Origin of the sequence: Psychrobacter sp. I-STPA10, assembly GCF_021012795.1 — a bacterium.
Lineage (GTDB): Bacteria > Pseudomonadota > Gammaproteobacteria > Pseudomonadales > Moraxellaceae > Psychrobacter.
Map to the genome: position 1 here is coordinate 19,046 of NZ_VFYU01000032.1, position 18,691 is coordinate 37,736.

At 37.6% G+C, this 18,691-nt stretch carries 15 protein-coding genes; 9 read left to right on the forward strand and 6 right to left on the reverse strand.

Annotation, left to right across the window (positions count from 1 at the left end; translation table 11 throughout):
- Window positions 1-190 precede the first annotated feature (190 nt).
- The 4 genes from FHK89_RS14430 (at window position 191) to FHK89_RS14445 (ending at window position 4,197) form a co-directional block, all read left to right on the forward strand.
- A complete protein-coding gene (locus FHK89_RS14430; protein WP_230661694.1) occupies window positions 191-2,545 on the forward strand; it encodes an ATP-binding protein in 2,355 nt (784 codons plus the stop codon).
- Between the two features lie 49 nt (window positions 2,546-2,594).
- Window positions 2,595-2,957 (forward strand): response regulator, encoded by a 363-nt coding sequence (locus FHK89_RS14435; RefSeq protein WP_230661696.1) that lies wholly within the window; start codon window positions 2,595-2,597, stop codon window positions 2,955-2,957.
- 15 nt (window positions 2,958-2,972) lie between these two features.
- Complete coding sequence (locus tag FHK89_RS14440) at window positions 2,973-3,422, forward strand: chemotaxis protein CheX (protein WP_230661698.1); 450 nt, start codon at window positions 2,973-2,975, stop codon at window positions 3,420-3,422.
- A gap of 328 nt (window positions 3,423-3,750) precedes the next feature.
- Complete coding sequence (locus tag FHK89_RS14445; RefSeq protein WP_230661700.1) at window positions 3,751-4,197, forward strand: chemotaxis protein CheX; 447 nt, start codon at window positions 3,751-3,753, stop codon at window positions 4,195-4,197.
- Between the two features lie 132 nt (window positions 4,198-4,329).
- On the opposite strand, the gene purE is transcribed toward FHK89_RS14445, so the two are convergent.
- The 3 genes from purE to FHK89_RS14460 form a co-directional block, all read right to left on the reverse strand.
- A complete protein-coding gene (purE, locus tag FHK89_RS14450; protein WP_230661702.1) occupies window positions 4,330-4,866 on the reverse strand; it encodes a 5-(carboxyamino)imidazole ribonucleotide mutase in 537 nt (178 codons plus the stop codon).
- An 84-nt stretch (window positions 4,867-4,950) separates the two neighbouring features.
- Window positions 4,951-5,925, reverse strand: coding sequence for a metallophosphoesterase (locus FHK89_RS14455; RefSeq protein ID WP_230661741.1), 975 nt, complete (start codon window positions 5,923-5,925; stop codon window positions 4,951-4,953).
- 243 nt (window positions 5,926-6,168) lie between these two features.
- Window positions 6,169-6,324: a DUF1328 domain-containing protein gene (locus FHK89_RS14460; RefSeq protein WP_230661704.1), complete on the reverse strand. Its 156-nt coding sequence runs from the start codon at window positions 6,322-6,324 to the stop codon at window positions 6,169-6,171.
- Window positions 6,325-6,812: 488 nt separating this feature from the next.
- Here FHK89_RS14460 and FHK89_RS14465 point away from each other — a divergent pair, with 488 nt between their 5' ends.
- The 3 genes from FHK89_RS14465 to bfr (FHK89_RS14475) all read left to right on the forward strand — a co-directional run bounded on the left by FHK89_RS14465 (window position 6,813) and on the right by bfr (FHK89_RS14475) (window position 8,704).
- Complete coding sequence (locus tag FHK89_RS14465; protein WP_230661743.1) at window positions 6,813-7,016, forward strand: (2Fe-2S)-binding protein; 204 nt, start codon at window positions 6,813-6,815, stop codon at window positions 7,014-7,016.
- A 637-nt stretch (window positions 7,017-7,653) separates the two neighbouring features.
- Window positions 7,654-8,136, forward strand: coding sequence for a bacterioferritin (gene bfr / locus FHK89_RS14470; RefSeq protein ID WP_230661706.1), 483 nt, complete (start codon window positions 7,654-7,656; stop codon window positions 8,134-8,136).
- Between the two features lie 97 nt (window positions 8,137-8,233).
- Complete coding sequence (bfr, locus tag FHK89_RS14475) at window positions 8,234-8,704, forward strand: bacterioferritin (RefSeq protein WP_230661708.1); 471 nt, start codon at window positions 8,234-8,236, stop codon at window positions 8,702-8,704.
- A 305-nt stretch (window positions 8,705-9,009) separates the two neighbouring features.
- On the opposite strand, the gene FHK89_RS14480 is transcribed toward bfr (FHK89_RS14475), so the two are convergent.
- Window positions 9,010-9,618, reverse strand: a complete 609-nt coding sequence (locus tag FHK89_RS14480) for a rhomboid family intramembrane serine protease (RefSeq protein ID WP_230661745.1) — start codon at window positions 9,616-9,618, stop codon at window positions 9,010-9,012.
- Between the two features lie 931 nt (window positions 9,619-10,549).
- Between FHK89_RS14480 and FHK89_RS14485 the strand changes: the two genes are divergently transcribed.
- Window positions 10,550-12,190, forward strand: a complete 1,641-nt coding sequence (locus FHK89_RS14485) for an OmpA family protein (protein ID WP_230661710.1) — start codon at window positions 10,550-10,552, stop codon at window positions 12,188-12,190.
- Between the two features lie 201 nt (window positions 12,191-12,391).
- Here the strand turns inward: FHK89_RS14485 and nagZ are convergent, their stop codons facing one another.
- The gene (gene nagZ, locus FHK89_RS14490; RefSeq protein WP_230661712.1) at window positions 12,392-13,489 is read right to left on the reverse strand and encodes a beta-N-acetylhexosaminidase; all 1,098 of its coding nucleotides are present in this window, start codon (window positions 13,487-13,489) and stop codon (window positions 12,392-12,394) included.
- Window positions 13,490-14,027: 538 nt separating this feature from the next.
- Between nagZ and FHK89_RS14495 the strand changes: the two genes are divergently transcribed.
- The gene (locus tag FHK89_RS14495) at window positions 14,028-16,310 is read left to right on the forward strand and encodes a carboxy terminal-processing peptidase (RefSeq protein WP_230661714.1); all 2,283 of its coding nucleotides are present in this window, start codon (window positions 14,028-14,030) and stop codon (window positions 16,308-16,310) included.
- 448 nt (window positions 16,311-16,758) lie between these two features.
- Here FHK89_RS14495 and FHK89_RS14500 read toward each other — a convergent pair whose 3' ends face one another.
- Complete coding sequence (locus FHK89_RS14500; protein WP_230661716.1) at window positions 16,759-17,976, reverse strand: NAD(P)/FAD-dependent oxidoreductase; 1,218 nt, start codon at window positions 17,974-17,976, stop codon at window positions 16,759-16,761.
- Window positions 17,977-18,691 lie beyond the last annotated feature (715 nt).

The window sequence follows — 18,691 nt, forward strand, 5'->3', positions numbered from 1 at the left end:
AATGACTGACAACTTACAATGTGGAAATAATGATTTAGATAAAATTAAAAAAGATGATACTTATGATATGATACGCAAAAATACTACTGTACATCAGCAGTCGCATCATTTGGAGTCGAGGTTAGAAGTTAAGTTGTTAACCATCTCAATTAATAGAGAATAGATAATCTTAAAATAGAGTAAACATATTATGAACTTAAGTAATGTAAATATCTCGGGTCGTTATCGTGGATTGGTTATATCGATCACCTTATTTTTGGCATTGATTAGTGCGTTGCTTGTCTATACTTTCTATACATCAAGTTTATTAGAAGAGAATACGGCTGCTATTGATACTTCAAATCAGATAGCTAATAATGCTCAGGCGGTTATTAAAGACATCTTTGATTTGCAAAATAGTTATGGAGAAGATATTAACTCTCCTCACATTCAGACTGTATTACAGCGTCTAGAAGAAAACTCTGAAGAAATTGATACGTTACTTGTCGCCTTAAAAACAGGTTCAGCGTATGTAGACACAAAAGGTGAGACAGTTCAACTTCCTTCTATTACCGATCCTACAACTCTACAAGCATTAAATAATACAGAAAAAGAATGGAGCATGTTACGTCCTAGAGTAAAAGATTATTTAGAAATTGCTGATGATGTGCGTCAAGATACTTCTGTTCGCTTGGCTTTGGTGGGAGAGCAAGCGAAGACCTCAAGTTTGGCAATGAATAGTTCTCTTGAGGAATTGACGGCGAATATCTTTACTGTTGCCGCAAATCAAGCTAGAAATATTCGTTTGATTCAGATCTTGGGTGTTGCCAGTATTTTTGCTTACTTTTTGATTTTCATTTTCTTCTTTGTACGTCGTTTGCGTGAATCGGATGCAGAAACATTAGAAGCACGTCGTGAAACACAAGAGATCATGCAGACGGTGAGTACAGGTCTTTTCTTATTAGACAAAAATTTGCAGATTGGTCAGCAGCATTCACAAGCATTAGAATCAATTATCGGTTCTGATCGCTTGGCAGGAGAGAACCTAACCCATGTATTACGTGGACGTATTTCTGATAAAGATCTAGATACAACGCGGCAATTTATTGAGCAGTTGTATAACCCACGGGTAAAAGAAAAATTGGTTAATGACCTAAATCCATTGCATAAAGTGATGCTGCATACCGAGAGTGAATCTGGTCAAGAAAATAGATATTTGGACTTTAAGTTTTCACGGGTTTATGAAAATAAAAATATTGCCCGTATTTTGGTGAACGTGACTGACGTTTCAGATGCAGTACGACTAGAGCAAAAGCTTGAACAAGAGCGTGCACAAAATGATATGCAAATTGAGATGTTGACCACCATCTTAAATGTAAATCCTGTGGTAATTCAAGACTTTATCAAGAACACAAAACAGCATATTGAAAAAATCAATAATGTGCTTAAAAATCCAGGCAGTTCACAGTTTGAGTTAGAAAATAAATTAAAACTTATTTTTAGGGAAATGCATAGTCTGAAAGGTGAGTCCTCAGCATTAAAACTGCATAGTTTTACCAAGATTGCGAATGCTGCTGAAGATAAATTGCAGGCATTACAAAATCAAGCAAAATTATCAGGAAATGACTTTTTGCCATTGGCAGTCGATTTAGAAGAGCTATTAAACCTATCTAATACGATTGAGCGACTTGGTGAGCGTATTAATCAAGCCGCACCTCAGGTATTTACTTCACTACAAGAAAATGAGCCAACAAAACGAAGTGAACCAACAAAAATAAGTGAACCAACAAAACTAAGTAAGACAGTCGCACCAACAAAAGAAGCTGTTACAACAGCTAACATACAACAGCAAGAAAACGCAGCAGCAGAAACTTCGGTCATCACTACGCCAGTGAATGAACCAAAAGTTATTATTACTGAGCATACTCAGGATACAATAGAGACAGAGAATGATGGTCTAATAAATATTATAGACAGTAATAGTTTGTTAGCTTCAAACTCATCTAAAGAGCATGACTTGGTCGAATATTATCAAGATTTTGCACAGCAAATAGCTCAGCGTCAAAATAAGAAAATTCAGCTAGAAATATCAGATTTAGATTTATTAAATGTATCTAGCAATGCCGTATCCACTGCTAAGGAAGTGATCATTCAGTTGTTACGTAATGCCATTGTACATGGTATTGAAGTACCCGAAGTAAGACAAGCAGTAGGTAAAGATGAAACGGGTAAAATATGTTTAAATGTGAACCGTACGGATAAATGTCTTTTTGTTATTATAGAAGATGATGGTGCTGGTATCGATTATGAAAAAATTCGTCAAAAGCTCATTGATGCTGGAAAATATGATGCTGAAACTGCATACAAACTAAATCAGAAGCAGTTATTAGGTGTGTTATTTTCATCTGGTTTTACGACTAAATCTCAAGCAGATGAAGATGGCGGGCGTGGTGTAGGTCTTGATATTGTTAAGGATCGTATCCAAGAGAGCAAAGGTCAGCTGAATATAAAAAGCCAGTTAGGAGAGATGACTAAGTTTGTGATCACTTTACCAATAGAATCATAAATTTTCATTTAATAGAATATATCGTTGAAAAAATGTAGGTTGATTATTTATGCGTAAACTTATGATAGTTGATGACTCTAATATTATTCGAAATCGTATCCAACGAGCTTATGATTCTGATACATTTATGTTAGTGGCAACAGCATCAACTGGTAAAGATGCAATAGAAAGATTTAAGATTCATCGTCCTGATGTGATTACTATGGACTTGACCATGCCACAAATGGATGGTCTTGAATGTATCGAAAAAATTGTTGCAATAGATGAAGACGTACGTATCTTAGTCGTATCTGCTCTTTCTGACAAAGCAACGGGTATACAAGCCTTATCGCTGGGAGCGAATGGGTTTTTATGCAAGCCTTTCTCTGAGGATGATTTGATTGAGGCATTAAACGAGCTTATAAGTGATTAAGAATGAGATTTGGTTATGAAAGAGAAACGATTGCAAATTTTTATTGATGTTATCAAAAATTATTTCACCCAATTTGGGGAAGAGGAGTTGATATTAGATACTCCTTATTTACTAGAAAATAAGCAGCCTCGAGTACTAGATTATACAGGGGTGATTGGTATCTCTGGAGTGAATAAAGGCGCAGTCTATTTCACGGCGACACAACAACTGCTTGAACAAATTATGCATGAGATCGGTGAGACAGACCTTAGTGAAGATAACTACGTTGATCTTGTGGGAGAAGTTGCGAATACAGTTTCGGGAAATGCCCGCTCGGAGTTTGGGCCTGAGTTTCATATATCAGTACCCATTGTATTTAAAGGTGCGCCGCAAAGTATTATTTTGCCAAAAAAAGGGCAATCCTTTATTATCCCCATTTCTTGGCAGCAGCAAATAGGAGAAATCGTTATCTGCTTGCAAGATTAATAACAAAATTAATAAAAATTATTAAGAAATCATAATGCAATCGGTTTAGAATGCATAACAAATGTACCATAGTATCGGTTCGCCATCTGATAAGCATCATAGTGCAATATAGCAGCATAAATTAAAAAAGCTTTATATTATATTATGATGAATGTATGAAACCCTAGCTAAGTTAGCAAAAAATACAGTTGGCTTAAAAGCATCATTTTGTACAGATCATAACTTTATATCAGTTTAGTTCCTAAAAAGACATTACATAGTATGTCTATTATTCGGTGCTTTTTTGTTTGTATCTTTATTATTCTGTAGAGCGAGATTATTAAAAATTATGAAAGCAGAAAAACTTAACGTGTTTATTGAATCAGTGATGGCCTTTTATTCACAAATAGGTAGTGAGCTAAAAGGTATTAGCACGCCCTACTTGAATGAAAATGCTCAGCCTTTGGGTTATGATTTTAGTGGTATTATCAGTATTTCAGGCCCATTTACTGGATGTGTCTATGTAAGTGCGCCTAGTATTATGTTGCGTGAGATGTTAAAGGTCATGGGTGAGCCTGATATTTCAATTAATAACCTTAAAGACTTGGTTGGTGAGGTTGCTAATACAGTCTCAGGAAATGCGCGCACTGAATTTGGGCCAGATTTTATTATATCACCACCTGTTATTGTAGAAGGCATACCAGGTACTAATTATTTACCAAAAAATAAGCGATCTTATATCATTCCATATCATTGGCATGGTAAAGATGCTCTGATTGGGATTTGTTTAAATTAGCGAATAATAAGTATCTAGCTAGCTAACGGTATCCACTGTAGCTAGATAAAAAATCCTGTGTATTGTGTCCTGTATATATTGAAAACAGCTGATAATTATTGTTTATTATCGGCTGTGGCTGTTTAACGGATTCTAATTGGCTGTACCAGGTATGGGATTGGCAAGTATACTTTGGGTTTGTCTTTGGCGAAACTCATTGAGTTGGTTTGCAAGCTTCTGATCATGTAAAGCCAATATTTGAATGGCAAGTAATGCTGCATTATAAGCACCCGCTGTTCCAATCGCTAAAGTACCTACCGCCACACCTTTAGGCATTTGTACAATAGATAACAAACTATCCCAACCACTTAATGTCGATGATTTAACAGGTACGCCCAATACAGGTAGTTCTGTTTGACTGGCACACATACCTGGTAAATGTGCCGCCCCACCTGCCCCAGCAATGATGATTTGTAACCCTTGATCTTTGGCTGATTTGGCAAAATCAAATAGTTTATCAGGTGTACGATGAGCGGACACTACTTCACACACAAAGCTGACCCCAAAATCTGCCAACAATTGTGCTGCTAAAGACATGGTTGCCCAGTCAGATTGTGAGCCCATAATAATACCAACTTTGGCAGGACCTTCTGGAGAAGTAATGGGGGCAGGTTGTGACATATTTGACATGATTATTCCTAGTAATTGTTTCTTAGTATCTGCTTATTTTCTATATAGTCACTTTATTATAACAGCAAAAATCCACTTGCTGTTTTATGACTGATCTGTTGGGCGATATTGCACAAAATTAGCGGCGGTTAAAGGTAGGGGATTGGTGGTATCAAACTGATAAGCCGTCAAAAATCCTTTACCTGCTGCTGAGTAATCGGTACAAACGACTTGTGGGCTAAGTGGCATGGGTGTACCTGTCAACCAGTAATGTCCAACAAATACTGGCTTATCTGTTTTCAGCATAAAATCAATATCACTGGCAATAATATCCGCAGGAATTTGTGCCAAATCCTGTGTCGGTGCACGTGCGATATCAATGATACGTTTACCCTGTAAGTTATCTAGCCACCATTGTACCCGCATATTACGGCGTACTGCACCATCTTTATCAGTAAAAGATACTCCATCAGGCAGGGGCATTTCTACGCCCTTTAATATGCGCTCTAAAGCATCGTATTCTGGTGTGCCTTTTTGTGAGGTTAGCTGTAATGCTTTGGGGGTGAGACAATGATCTGCTGTTAATAGAGACTCAAGTTGCGCCATTTTATCGACGTGCCAACAAGCATGAACAAAGCAAGCATGTTCCGTTTCTATCCATAAGGGTAGCTCATAAAAACGATTCAGCCAGTATTGATGTGCTTCTGAGCCAAAAGGAATCTCTGCTAGAAAAGCTTCATGCTGCCGAGTATGGGTTTGGTTATGGACACGTAAATAGGTTTTTGTCTCTGTTGCACAGTTATTGACAGTGGCATAAGCCAAAGCATTGTATTCATGATTACCCATGACGGCATCTGCCACTCCTGCATCGAGCATGGCAAATACAATTTGCAGTGTTGCCACCTCGCTTGTACCACGATCAATTAAATCGCCGATAAATATGGCTCGATGCCCATCTGGCGGCGCATAATAAGTTTGATTATTGCTGTGGTTTGTTTTTAGTGTATAACCAAGCTTTTTAAGCAGTCCAATTAACTTATCTGCATGTCCATGCACATCACCAATCACATCATAAATCATCATAAATTCCTGTTATCTAGTCGCTTTATCAAGTGCTGAATGCAGCTATTATAACAACACAAAACTGACTTAACACAAATAAAAAGGAAGGCATCCTTTGATGCCTTCCTTCTAACTTAGTATATCGGTATAAACAAACTCAAACTATGGTTTTATCTACTCAAATCCCATATCGTGATACATGTCATGGCTAAATAATCTCAATAATAGAGACATCACAATATCTGGTGCACATGCTTATTTTTAAATTTTACGTAAGAAAAAGCTAGCAACAAATAATATGACTGCCACGATTAAAAATATATAAGCAAAATCAGCACTGAGTCCTGCTACACCACCAAAACCTAGCAGACTGGCGACCAATGCAATCACTGCAAAAATAATAGCCCATCTAAACATAAGATACTCCTTTGGGTTGTATATTAGCTTTAAAGATTGATTAGACTTTATGGTGTTTCATTTATTAGTTACATGAGTTTCATAAAAGGTAAATAAATAATGCATACCATAAGTAAGTGAGCACATCTAAAGTAGCATTTAAAAAGGTTTATTTGGATGAGTTTTATCCGTATAAATTGTGTATTTTGTATCTATACTGTACTGTACTGTACTGTCGTATGTCCATTTATCTATTCATAACTTAACTCGTGGGCAGATAGGTGTGGCGAGATTTTACTGTGTTGTATGTTATTAATTTGCATTAAGTTTATAAACTTATTGTAAATAGTAATAATTATCGTTATTATAGTAGGGTACGATATATAGGGATAACCACTATTATTTCTAACTTAGAAGAAATAATTAGTTATAAGTCATGTTGTTTCATCCTAATTCATTAGGATTGAGCACATTAAGCAATCGCCAGACATATAACCAGGAGTATAATGATGTACGTGTGTATTTGTAATGAAGTGAAAGAAAAACAAATCAAAACTGCCATAGCTGCTGGTATTGATACCTTAGAAGGTCTAAAAACCGCATTGGATGTGGCTACTTGTTGTGGTTGTTGTGAACCTATGGTGAATGACTACTTAGATGCTAATCAAGACAGTACTCTTGCTTCGGCAGCATCTTTAGCCTATGCAGTATAACTGATTTATAACTGTTTTTTTGTATCAGAAGAAGCCAGTGCCATTGTAATAATTCCAAACAATAACACCAACTGTCGGATTTAGCTGCATCAAATAACTAAATAGATAAAAATAATAAAAGAATAAATAGCAGCTATTTACATTTCACATGGAATGTTAATTCTTAATAATAAAAATCATAGGTAGCAATTATTTTTATAATTGCTACCTATTTTTATGTGGTTTTTATGCAGTTTTTATGTAACTTAGTTGTGCAATCTATGCTTACCTTTTATACGTTTCATATTATCTATCTATTTGTAATGACTCACTTAATCAATCCATTTAGAATACTCCTTTTAAGTTAGTTTTGGATTAGTTATTGGTACTACATACACTGATACTGAATCTTAAACAGACTCATTCTCAATTGTGACCTCATTCCCAGTTCAAAAAACAACTGGTTTATTGTATTGCTTGTGTTAGCATGACCTCATTGAAACTTAGGACTGGCTGTTAACGCACTCTATTAAATATATTCTTTAAAAACTTTAACAGTAGTTTTAACTGTCAAAGAGTAGTAAAGAGAATAAGGATAGAGGCTGCTTAATAACAGTACTAATTGAATCCATAAATTCATGTTAATGAGGGTAGTCGTATGAAAGGTAGTAAACAAGTTATCGAATATTTAAACTTTTTATTAGGTGGTGAGCTGGCTGCTCGTGATCAGTATTTTATTCATTCTGAAATGTATGCAGAATGGCATTATGGCAAGTTATATGATCGCATCCATCATGAGATGGAAGATGAAACGTTGCATGCACAAGCCTTGATTCGCCGTATCATGATGTTAGGTGGTACGCCTGACATGACAGTCAATGACATCACGGTCGGTAAGAATGTTCCTGAGATGCTACAAGCAGATTTGGATCTTGAATACCAAGTGCAAAAACATCTAAAAGAAGGCATTACCTTGTGTGAAAAAGAGCATGATTATGTGACTCGTGACATGCTGGTAGCACAGCTAGAAGATACAGAAGAAGATCATGCACATTGGCTTGAGCAGCAGCTTGGTCTAATTGAAATGATTGGTCTACCAAATTATCTACAAAGCCAAATGGGTGAAGTATCCCCTAACTAAAATCACAGTATAGTGATTGAAGGTGATTGGTTAGATAACAATCAGATAACGACCAGTGAGTAATGATTTTCAATTTTATAAATATAAGAGGTATTCTATGCAAGGTGATAAAGAAGTTATCAGAGCATTAAATAAAGTATTGGGACAATCACTGATGGCGATTAACCAGTATTTCTTACATGCTCGTATTGCCAAAAACTGGGGTATTGATGAGCTTAATGAGCATTTTTATAAGCAGTCTATCCAAGAGATGAAATGGTCAGATGCCCTGATAGAGCGCATTTTGCTGTTAGAAGGTCTGCCAAATCTCCAAGACTATGGCAAGCTATTTATTGGTGAAGATGTAGCAGAAATTATTGAATGTGATGTGCGTTTAGAAGAGCAGAAGTTCGATATTATCAAAGATAGCATTGCTTTGTGTGAAAGCAAGGAAGACTATGTGTCTCGTAAGCTGCTATTGGATCTTAAGGATGGTAATGAAGAATACATCGACTGGCTAGATACGCAACAAGATTTGGTACGTGATATGGGTATGGAGAATTATATCCAAGCTAAGATTGATGACTAATAGTAAAAAAAATTAGTTATAAGCGGCATTTATAGCTTATATAGACAGTAATAAAATAAGCCAGCATCGATAAGGTGCTGGCTTATTTTTTGGGTAATGTCTGCTTGAATATGGTGGTTTGCTAAAAATCTATCAGGTATTAAGAACCTGTATTCACAACTCATAATGGTAGCTTTTTGCCTAAAATAGACGTACTACGGCGTTAAATTTTGGGTTAAATAGAGTGACTATTTGCCCCCAAATTTGCCTTGTATTACGCAATTTTAGTTTAAAATTCTCCTGATTTTGGATTATGAATACAGGTTCTAAAAACTCGGATGTAATAAGGCATTAATAAAATGTGGAATAATGCTGGGTTCAAGTGCAATGGTGGCAATGACTCCAAAAGCACCACCCCATAAATGTGCTAAATGGTTGATGTTTGAGTTACCTTTTTTATCAGCATAAATACTGTAACCAACATAAGCAATGGCAAAAATAATGGCAGGGATAGGTAGTACGGCAAATAAATATAAAGTGCTCCATGGTGCAATTAATATGTAAGCAAATAATACCGCAGATACGCCACCTGATGCTCCTAAGCTTAAATAGCGTGGGTTGTTTTGGTTTTTAAGATAACTTGGAATGATAGCCACAATAATGGCAAGTAAATACATAGCAACAAACCCATATCCACCAAGAAAATTACTATATAAACTTTCAATCGCCTTACCAAAGAAGTATAGAGTAAACATATTAAATAGCAAATGCATACTGTCAGCATGGATAAAACCATGGGTGAGAAAACGATCCCATTGCCCTTGTTTTATTGCTGGTGGATAAAATATGAGGCGGTCAAATAAATTTTTATTTTGCCAAGCAAGCAGGCTTACAATAACAGTAATGATAATAATAATTATCGTATGACTGAACATTAGATTTTGCAACTCATTGTCCTCGTGGATAAAAACTCAAGTTTAAGATGGAAGGTAGTATTAGTGTATTTAGGTGCTTATCATTATGGGCATATAACGTGTATATTATGGTTTAGTCAAATCTATTAAAATAGATAGGCTTATTTATGAATGATAGCGTGTTAGATTAATTGAATCGTGGTATTTTTTGTTTATAGCTTGGTATATATATCACTTTAATTTTCGCTTTATATCCATTTATGCTGTTAACTTAATAACCATTTTATTTAAAAATATGATTACTAAACTCTATTTTATTTTACATTTTGACGCTAACTCATGCTTTTTGTAACAATGAGTTACGGATAAATTACTTTAAGATAACGATACAGCGTATTTTTTGCGCTATCTTAAACATGCATCTATCTCAATATTTATTGTGTGATTTAGTGATTTTAAATCATACATAGGGCAAATGATATATTGTTTTTTTTCTGTCATTTGTAATCAAGTATCAGTAAGTACAAGCAGTCGCTATTAACTCACGATAATTAAGTACCACAGTTGAGTATCAAAGTTAGTTAAGTACCAAAGTTAACTGGCATAGAGTGATGTAAATAAACATCATTTAATATACACCGATGTTTTTTATATCTGGCTATTTGATTCTAATAGGATTTATTTTTAAATCAATGCCAGTTTAAAAATAAGCTATGTTATAAACTAAGTTTTTTATCAACTTTATCAACTAAGGCTTTTATAATATTTCATCTAATATGATTTTATATATTGGGATTTAGAATAAATAATGTAAACTTATTTACCGACTGTCATATTCACTAGCAGTTATGGGTGGTCATAGAGGATTGAGATTGAATGAGTCAATGCGAACAAATATCTGTACTTAATTTAATAGATAACACAGCACTTAAACTTTTATAGGAATAATTTTATGGATATTATCAATCATTTATCACGTACTGTCACCCCTGCTGTACTCGGTGATCAGCGTACGCCACAAAGTGAAGGGTTACTTGAGCAGTTTTATGCCATCTTTTCTGCCCGTCTTGCTGATCAAGATACCTATGGTCGTTTTGCTGGACAAGAGATTGCACGTGATGATCTCGGATTTTATGATCGGGTTTGGACAGACGAGACTCATCGTAGCAGTATTGCACGTGAGCTTGCCGCTGAGCACAATCTTGATGAAGCTTCAGTACAAAAGTTGACGGCAGCTGCTGCACCATTGGCTTATCTTGAGCTTAGTGAGTTGGCAGGTAGTACACCTGTGCCTCAATTTTTGCGTGATAATCTATCAACTTACCGTAGCCATATTCCAGCATGGGCGGGTGCAGTTATTCCAGCGGGTTTGTTGGCTGCTGAGCCTGCAGGTACGCGTATTTCTGATACTGTCAGCACGGCACCTTTGCAGCGTGAAGAAGAGCCTAGTGGTAGCTTTATGAAAGCGTTGTTACCTATTATTGGTTTGATTATTTTGGGTGCATTGGCATGGGCGTTATTACGTGGCTGTCAGGATAAAGATAGAGTTGAGCCAGTTGCGACACCAGCCGTAGTAGAAGAAACGGTGGTAGAAGAAGCCACACCAGTTGTTGCCACTGATGTAGATCCTGCGGCACTACGTATCAGTAGTGGTGATGGTAATACCCTATATGCTTGCCATATTGATGCGGGTAATGATGAGCTACAAAACAACATTCTTGCTGCGGTACGTGGTGTATTTGGTGATGAAGCAGACAAGTGTCGCTCTGATGTTGATGATAATTTTGCAGTAGATATGCCTGCTGCTGCCAGTCTACCTGCCATTTTACAGCTTATCAAAGCTGTACCTGATGCCAGCGCTATTATTAAAGGCGATACGGTCACTGTAAACTCACCTGATGCGGCAACGCTTGAGAAATTGGTGGCTGATATTCAGGCTGCTGCGCCAGATTTACAGGTAGTTGCTGAAGGTCCGCTAGATTTGACCAATGAGATCGCAAATAGTGTGACTGCGGCAGATACAGCAATGGATCGCTTGGGTGATAATCCAGATCCTCGTGATGTGGCACGTGCACTTAGCTTACAGGTCATTAATTTCCAGTTTGACAAAGCATTTATTCCTGATGTGAATAAGCCTGTATTGGATCGTGCTGCTAAAATCATACAGGAAGTCCCCGATATGCATTTGATGATCATTGGTCATACCGACAATAAAGGCACAGATGCTTATAACAAGAATCTATCACGTGAGCGGGCACAAGCAGTGAAAGATTATTTAGTTGAGCAAGGTGTTGATCCAAGTAAACTTACCACTAAAGGTATGGGTGAGCATGATCCTATTGCTGATAACGCAACAGATCAAGGTCGTTTCCATAATCGCCGTATTGAGTTTACTGTCTATGATGAGAGTCAAATGCCAGGTGATGGCACGGTTGGTGATGGTATTGCGGTCAATGATGACGCTAGTAAAGTAGATACAGTGGCTTTACCCGATCCGGATCTGAATCCATTAGATGCTAATAATGATGATTTGCTACCTGATAGTGATGATCCCACCCAAGGTACTGTGTTAGATCCAAATGCAAACAACTAAGCTGATGATTTAGCTGACGATTTAACTGATGACATGCTTATAGTATAAAGTGAGTAGCATCTACCTGTAACCAATAAAAAACCGCTTAGCTTTGGCTGGGCGGTTTTTTTATGCACGCTGGTAGATACTGGTAGATAAAAGCCTGATAGATAAAATATGTTAATAGACTTTCAGCCTATGATTGGTGTGGGGTATTTGGGTTTATTTGTATGCAGTGGGATCTTTGGTAGCGGCTGTTATTGTATTATCACAATGGTTATCTACTGGTAGGTTGTCTTCTGCAAAAAAAGTGTCCATAATCGCTTGCCGAGCTTGTGCCCAATATTCAAATTGCTCACAAGTTTTTGTCAGTGAGCCTTGCCATACAGGAATTTTGCCACAAACTGCCCGTAGCCGCTCTTGATTGGGATAAGGCAAAGATTGTGCTGCCATTGCTGCCTCATTGGCTGCCACTCTATCGTTACACACCAACGCCATGTCACAACCTGCTTTAATTGCAGCAGTGACTCTTTGTGCCACATCACCAACCACATGCGCCGCTTTCATAGATAAATCATCAGAAAAAATGACCCCAGTAAAACCAAGCTGTTGCCGCAGGATATCTTGTAGCCATATTTTTGAAAAGCCAGCAGGTTTATCATCAACAGCACTAAATATCACATGTGCAGGCATTAAAGCATTAAGCCAAGGCAGGGTTTGTATAAATGGCTGTAGATCAATGGCTTCAATTTGCTTATAGCAGCGAGTATCTATCGCATCTGCTACATGCGAATCAGGCGCAATCGAACCATGACCTGGAAAATGCTTACCTGTGGTTGCCATACCTGCTTTGTGCATACCTTTCATAAATTCGCTTGCCAAGGTCGTCACCCCTTCAGGTGTTGGGTGAAAGCTACGATCGCCGATGACTTGACTAATGCCATTAATATCAAGTACAGGTGCAAAGCTCATATCAATACCAACCGCCAAGACCTCAGCTGCCATCAGATAGCCACAGTGATGTGCCAGCTTTAATGCTTTGATAGGCTCATGGTCAAATAGTGCTCCTAGCTTTCCCATAGCAGGCAAGGGAGTAAAGCCTTCACGTAGACGGGCAACACGTCCTCCTTCTTGATCTACGCCAATTAATATGTCTGCATTGTGATAGCGTATCTCATCACATAGCTCTCTGACTTGGGCAGGTGATTCAATGTTGCGAGCAAATAAAATAACCCCACCCACTTGTGCTTGTTGGATTAAGTTTATATCCGCTGCGGTGAGCTGAGTACCCTCAATATCAATCATTAATACGCCATACATTTGCTTATCCTTACTAGATGTCTGGTTGATGTCACGATATTATGCCAGTATTGTCGTGAAATATCAGTGGCTTATTGACTTGTATATGGCGTTATCCTATGAATACACGATAGTTTACCTACGATAAATCCACTCCAAACTATTAATTGATAATTTTACTCATGTCACCACAGTACTCGCTGTGTTTGTTTTGTGGTGAAATTAGATTAGATTGGCTATACTATTTATGTGTCTGCCATTAACTGTCTTTGTAATAAATAAGCTTTAAAATTAAGAGAGGTTATCCATACAGTTTGAGACAGTTTATAAAATTAACTTATGTTACTATTTGTGCTAAATTGACTGGTGATTTACGATAAAAATAATTTATCAAAGTGTGATGTGTGATTAATATTCCTTTTTTAATAAAAAATTTAATAAAATGATATTGACAACAGGTGACCAAAAAATTTTATTGTTTATTGAAAGTATAAAAACCTTTGGTATATCAAAACGATTCAAATATTCAAATACATTCAAATAATAGGTAAGCAAATTTATGAAAAAACAATCAACTCAGTGGTTATTAAGTGCCGCCGCAGTGGGTATTGCAGGTGTCATATTTTCACAAAGTTATCATGCAGCAGAAGCAGCAGATAAAGGAGCATTTGAGACCACACCTGAACAAAAACTAACCACTCGCCAAGTAGCGGCATTATTGGATCGCAGTCATTATCTGAATCAACCTTTAGATACAGCCATGGGACAACGCATATTACAAATGTATTTTGATCGTCTTGATCCCAACCATACTTTGTTTTTGCAGTCTGATATTGATGAGCTGACAAAGAAATATGGCGATACATTTGCTGAACGCTTAAAGCGAGGTGATTTAACAGCAGGTAAAGCCATATTTGAACGTTATCGTTTGCGTTCAAATCAGTATTATGATTTTGCTAAGAAGTTTTTAAAAAGTGACATCAACTTAAAGCGTAACGACAGTATAGTGTTGGATCGTGAAGAGGCACAGCCGTTTACAAGCACAAAAGCACAGCGAGATTATTGGCAGCGACAATTGGCGTTTCAGGTCATTAGTATGACATTGGCTCAAGAGGGTGATAAGGCTCGTGATAAGCTATATATGGAAAACCCTGATTTGACTTTGGGTCAGGATCTGATATTGGCTGAGGAGCGCACACCAGCGGAGGTGTTATTAAATCGTTTGAATCGTCAGTCACAGCAGCTATCAAGGCTGACAGGTGATGAAATTATGGAGACGCTGCTCAATACTGCCACATTGACTTATGATCCCCATAGTAACTATTATGCCCCCATTCAAGCCACTGAGATGCAAGTACAATCCAGTCTACAGCTTGAAGGCATTGGGGTGACGATTCGCCCTTATCGCAAAAATCCAGATTATACGCAGATTGTCACATTGGTCGATGGCGGCCCTGCGGCAAAAACTGGCAAGATTAAGCCCAATGATTTGATATTGGGTATTGCCCAAGATGGCAAAGATATGAAAGATGTGGTGGGCTGGTCAACGCGTGAAGTCGTTGCCCTTATCCGTGGTAAACGTGGGACGGATGTTGTTCTAAAAGTAAAACAGCCCAATACACCAGATACAGCAGCACGATTGGTGACCATCACCCGAGATATTATTGAGCAGGAGGATTCTGGTGTCGAGCATCGGGTGATTGAGATTGAGCGAGACAACCAAAAGCCTGCCCGTATTGGTGTATTAGAAATTCCCAGTTTTTATTTGAACTATCAAGCTCGCCGTAATGGTGAGAAATATCGTAGTGTCAGTATTGATACCCAAAAAGCACTGGAGGCACTCAATAAACAAGATATTGATGGCTTAGTGGTCGATTTACGTAATAACCCTGGTGGTTCACTTGATGAAGTGGCAAGAATGCTTGGGTTATTTATCAAACAAGGGCCTTTGGTACAAATACGTGATAACCGTGGTAATGTGCAAGTTTATAAAGATGAAGATGGTGGACATCAGTTGTATGATGGCAAAATGGTGGTCATCACCAATCTTGCCTCTGCTTCAGCCAGTGAGATTTTTGCGGCTGCCATTCAAGATTATGGACGTGGCTTAGTGGTAGGAAGTACCACCACAGGTAAAGGCTCAGCGCAAATCCAACTTGATAGCTTAGCGTTAGGTTCTGCCACCCTAACACAGCGTAAGTTTTATCGAATTACAGGAGGAAGTACGCAAAATAAAGGCGTTGTACCTGATGTAGAACTTGTTAATATCTATGATGGTGCAGATTTTGATGAGCGTTCGCAAAAAAATCCATTGAAGTGGGATACCATCAAAACGTCACCTTATAAACCTGAGGGTAAGTTTAGCAGTGATACGCTACAGACTTTAAATCAGCAATCAACCATTCGTCAAACCACCAATCCACAGTTTGTTTATCTTAATGAGCTTAATAAAATCCGTAATATGGAAGATGAAAAACGTCCTGTTAAGCTTAATATAGATGATCGTCGAGCGCACATGAAAGACGTGGAAGCAAAAACATTGCAGGCAGAAAATGTCCGCCGTAAAGCCATGGGCAAACCTGAATATAAGGATTGGACAACCTATCAGGCAGCATTAGAAGCAGAATTTGAAGAGCGCAGTCATCTGAAAGAATCAGAGCGTCCAAAATTGCCAGAAAATGAGGTATTTATTATTGAAGCGGCACAATTAATGCTAGATGCTGATGGTACCGAAGAGCCTGTTAAACAAAGTGATGAGGTGGTGATAGATCCAACAACAGAAGTCGTGACTGATGTAGAAGTAGATCCTGATTTAAATACCGCTCCAAAACAGGACTCATAAAGTAGCATTAATGAGTTATACAGGTCTTGTAAGTATATGCTTACAAAGTTTTCGGTTTTTACCTCTTAACAAAGGTGAGTAAATTTGAGATGATGACCTCACAGCACAAGGGATTGTTGCTCAAGGATTGAGTTGGCTGTAATAAGGACAAAGGTAGCGTTTATTCACTACCAATTAATCAGGAAGATTAACGATAAAAGCCGTGTGATATAAATCATACGGCTTTGTTGTGTCTGGCTGGATAGTCTATCTTGCTAGATGCTCAATTTTTTGGGTATGTTTATAAACTCATACTAATTCTCTAAAATAACTTATCGTTGTCAAACTCGTTTAGCCTACTATTTGTAGTACTTGTATTGTAGTACTTGTACTGGTTTTCCTTGGTAGAATTGGTAGATTAATTAATAGAAATGGTATCACTTAATAGTAGGTAGATGATAGTAGATTGCTATACCACTTGCCCGCAGGCATGTCCGCTTGCCCATGCCCACTGGAAGTTATAGCCTCCCAGCCAACCTGTAACGTCCAACACTTCACCAATAAAATATAAGTTTTTTTGTAGGTGGCTTGCAAATGTTTTGGAAGATACATTGTCAGTTGACACCCCCCCACGAGTCACCTCGGCGGTACGGTAGCCTTCTGTCCCCGAAGGTTTGAGTGTCCAATCATTGAGTGTATGTCCGATATGTGTGAGCTGTTCATCTTTGATATTGGCAAGCTCAGTATCTTTTAATGGCTGCCATAGATGCTGTTGTAGGGCGAGTAGCAGTTTTTTTGGAAAATAATCTGCTAACACGCTACGCAAAAGTTGCCGAGGGTGCAGGGCTTTTTGCTCAATAAGCCACTCTGCCATGCTCAGGTTGGGAACCAGATTAATGTGGATATACTCTCCAAGCTGCCAATAGTTAGAAAGTTGTAGCATGGCAGGCCCTGATAAACCACGATGGGTAAACAGTAGCGGACGGGCAAATGAAATTCGTTCATTAAACGCCACCACATCAATACTAATACCAGCAAGTGAAGCAATGAGGTCACCTATTTGGTCGGTAAAGGTAAATGGCACTAGACTGGCAGTGGTGGGGATAATGTGATGTCCAAATTGAGTGGCCACTTCATATCCAAACCCAGATGCACCCATAGTAGGAATGGATAATCCACCAGTGGCAATGACCAACGAGTGACACTGAAAATCCCCACGAGAGGTTGTCAGTACAAAGCCTTTATCCTCTGCTAGGGCAGTGATACTTTGAACCTCGGTGTTGAGTTGTATTTGTGCGCCAGCTTGTTGACACTCTGTCAGTAGCATAGTGAGAATATCTTTAGCAGAATGACGACAAAATAGTTGTCCATGTTCACGCTCATGATAGTCAATGCCATGTTTTTCCACTAAAGCGATAAAATCCCAACTGCTATAGCGGCTTAATGCCGACTTACAAAAGCGTTGATTGTTACCAACAAAATGTTCAGAGTTGACATCGTAGTTGGTGAAATTACAGCGTCCACCACCAGACATGAGTATTTTTTTCCCCGCTTTATTGCTATGGTCAATGACTAAAACTTGTCTGTCCCGCTTGGCGGCTGTCATGGCACAGTATAATCCTGATGCACCCGCCCCGATAATGATAACATCTAATATTTTTATATTAGAGTTTGCAGAAGATGCCATAAAAAATCCATTAAATTAATAATTGTTAATATCTTGATAATCAGTAAATACAGTTGATGCAATCATCAAGTAACTGCATGGCTTGATATACACTGGATAAATATAGCCATGTGCTAAAAAAATGAGCAAAAAAGAAGATAAGAATTTAAAAAAATTGATAAATCCTTAAAAAAACTAAGGTTTTATATAAAGTCACAAATAACAGTTTACAATTGCGCTAGAATCTAGTAAAACTATGGGTAGGGCAACGACAAGGAAGTGACTAGTATCTAGATTGACTTAACCATGACAATCACAACAATATTGTTATGGTTAATTATTAATTTATATACGCCCTTATGTTTATATGGAATAATACGCTGCTTGTGGCTATTATTATACTGCCTTTTATTATAAAGCCTATTTGGGCACAGTGCTCATTATGATAAAAGCAATAGGATAAATAATAGTTAGAAGACAGGCTGCTTTTCCTATAAAGATAAAATTTCAACAGAATCTAGTGTTGATTTTATAAATCTCCTTGTCATAATATGGGCAATTTTGCTAACTTCATGTTTATGTCTATTTATCAAACAGTTAAATAGCTAAAAAACATAGAAAAAATATATTAGCAAAACTGATAGTTATTGATCCCAGCATAAAGACTTTGTTAGTTAACCGATTTATTATCCTATTGGTTTTGTTAGCTAACTTAGCACTTTAGCAAGGATTCTAT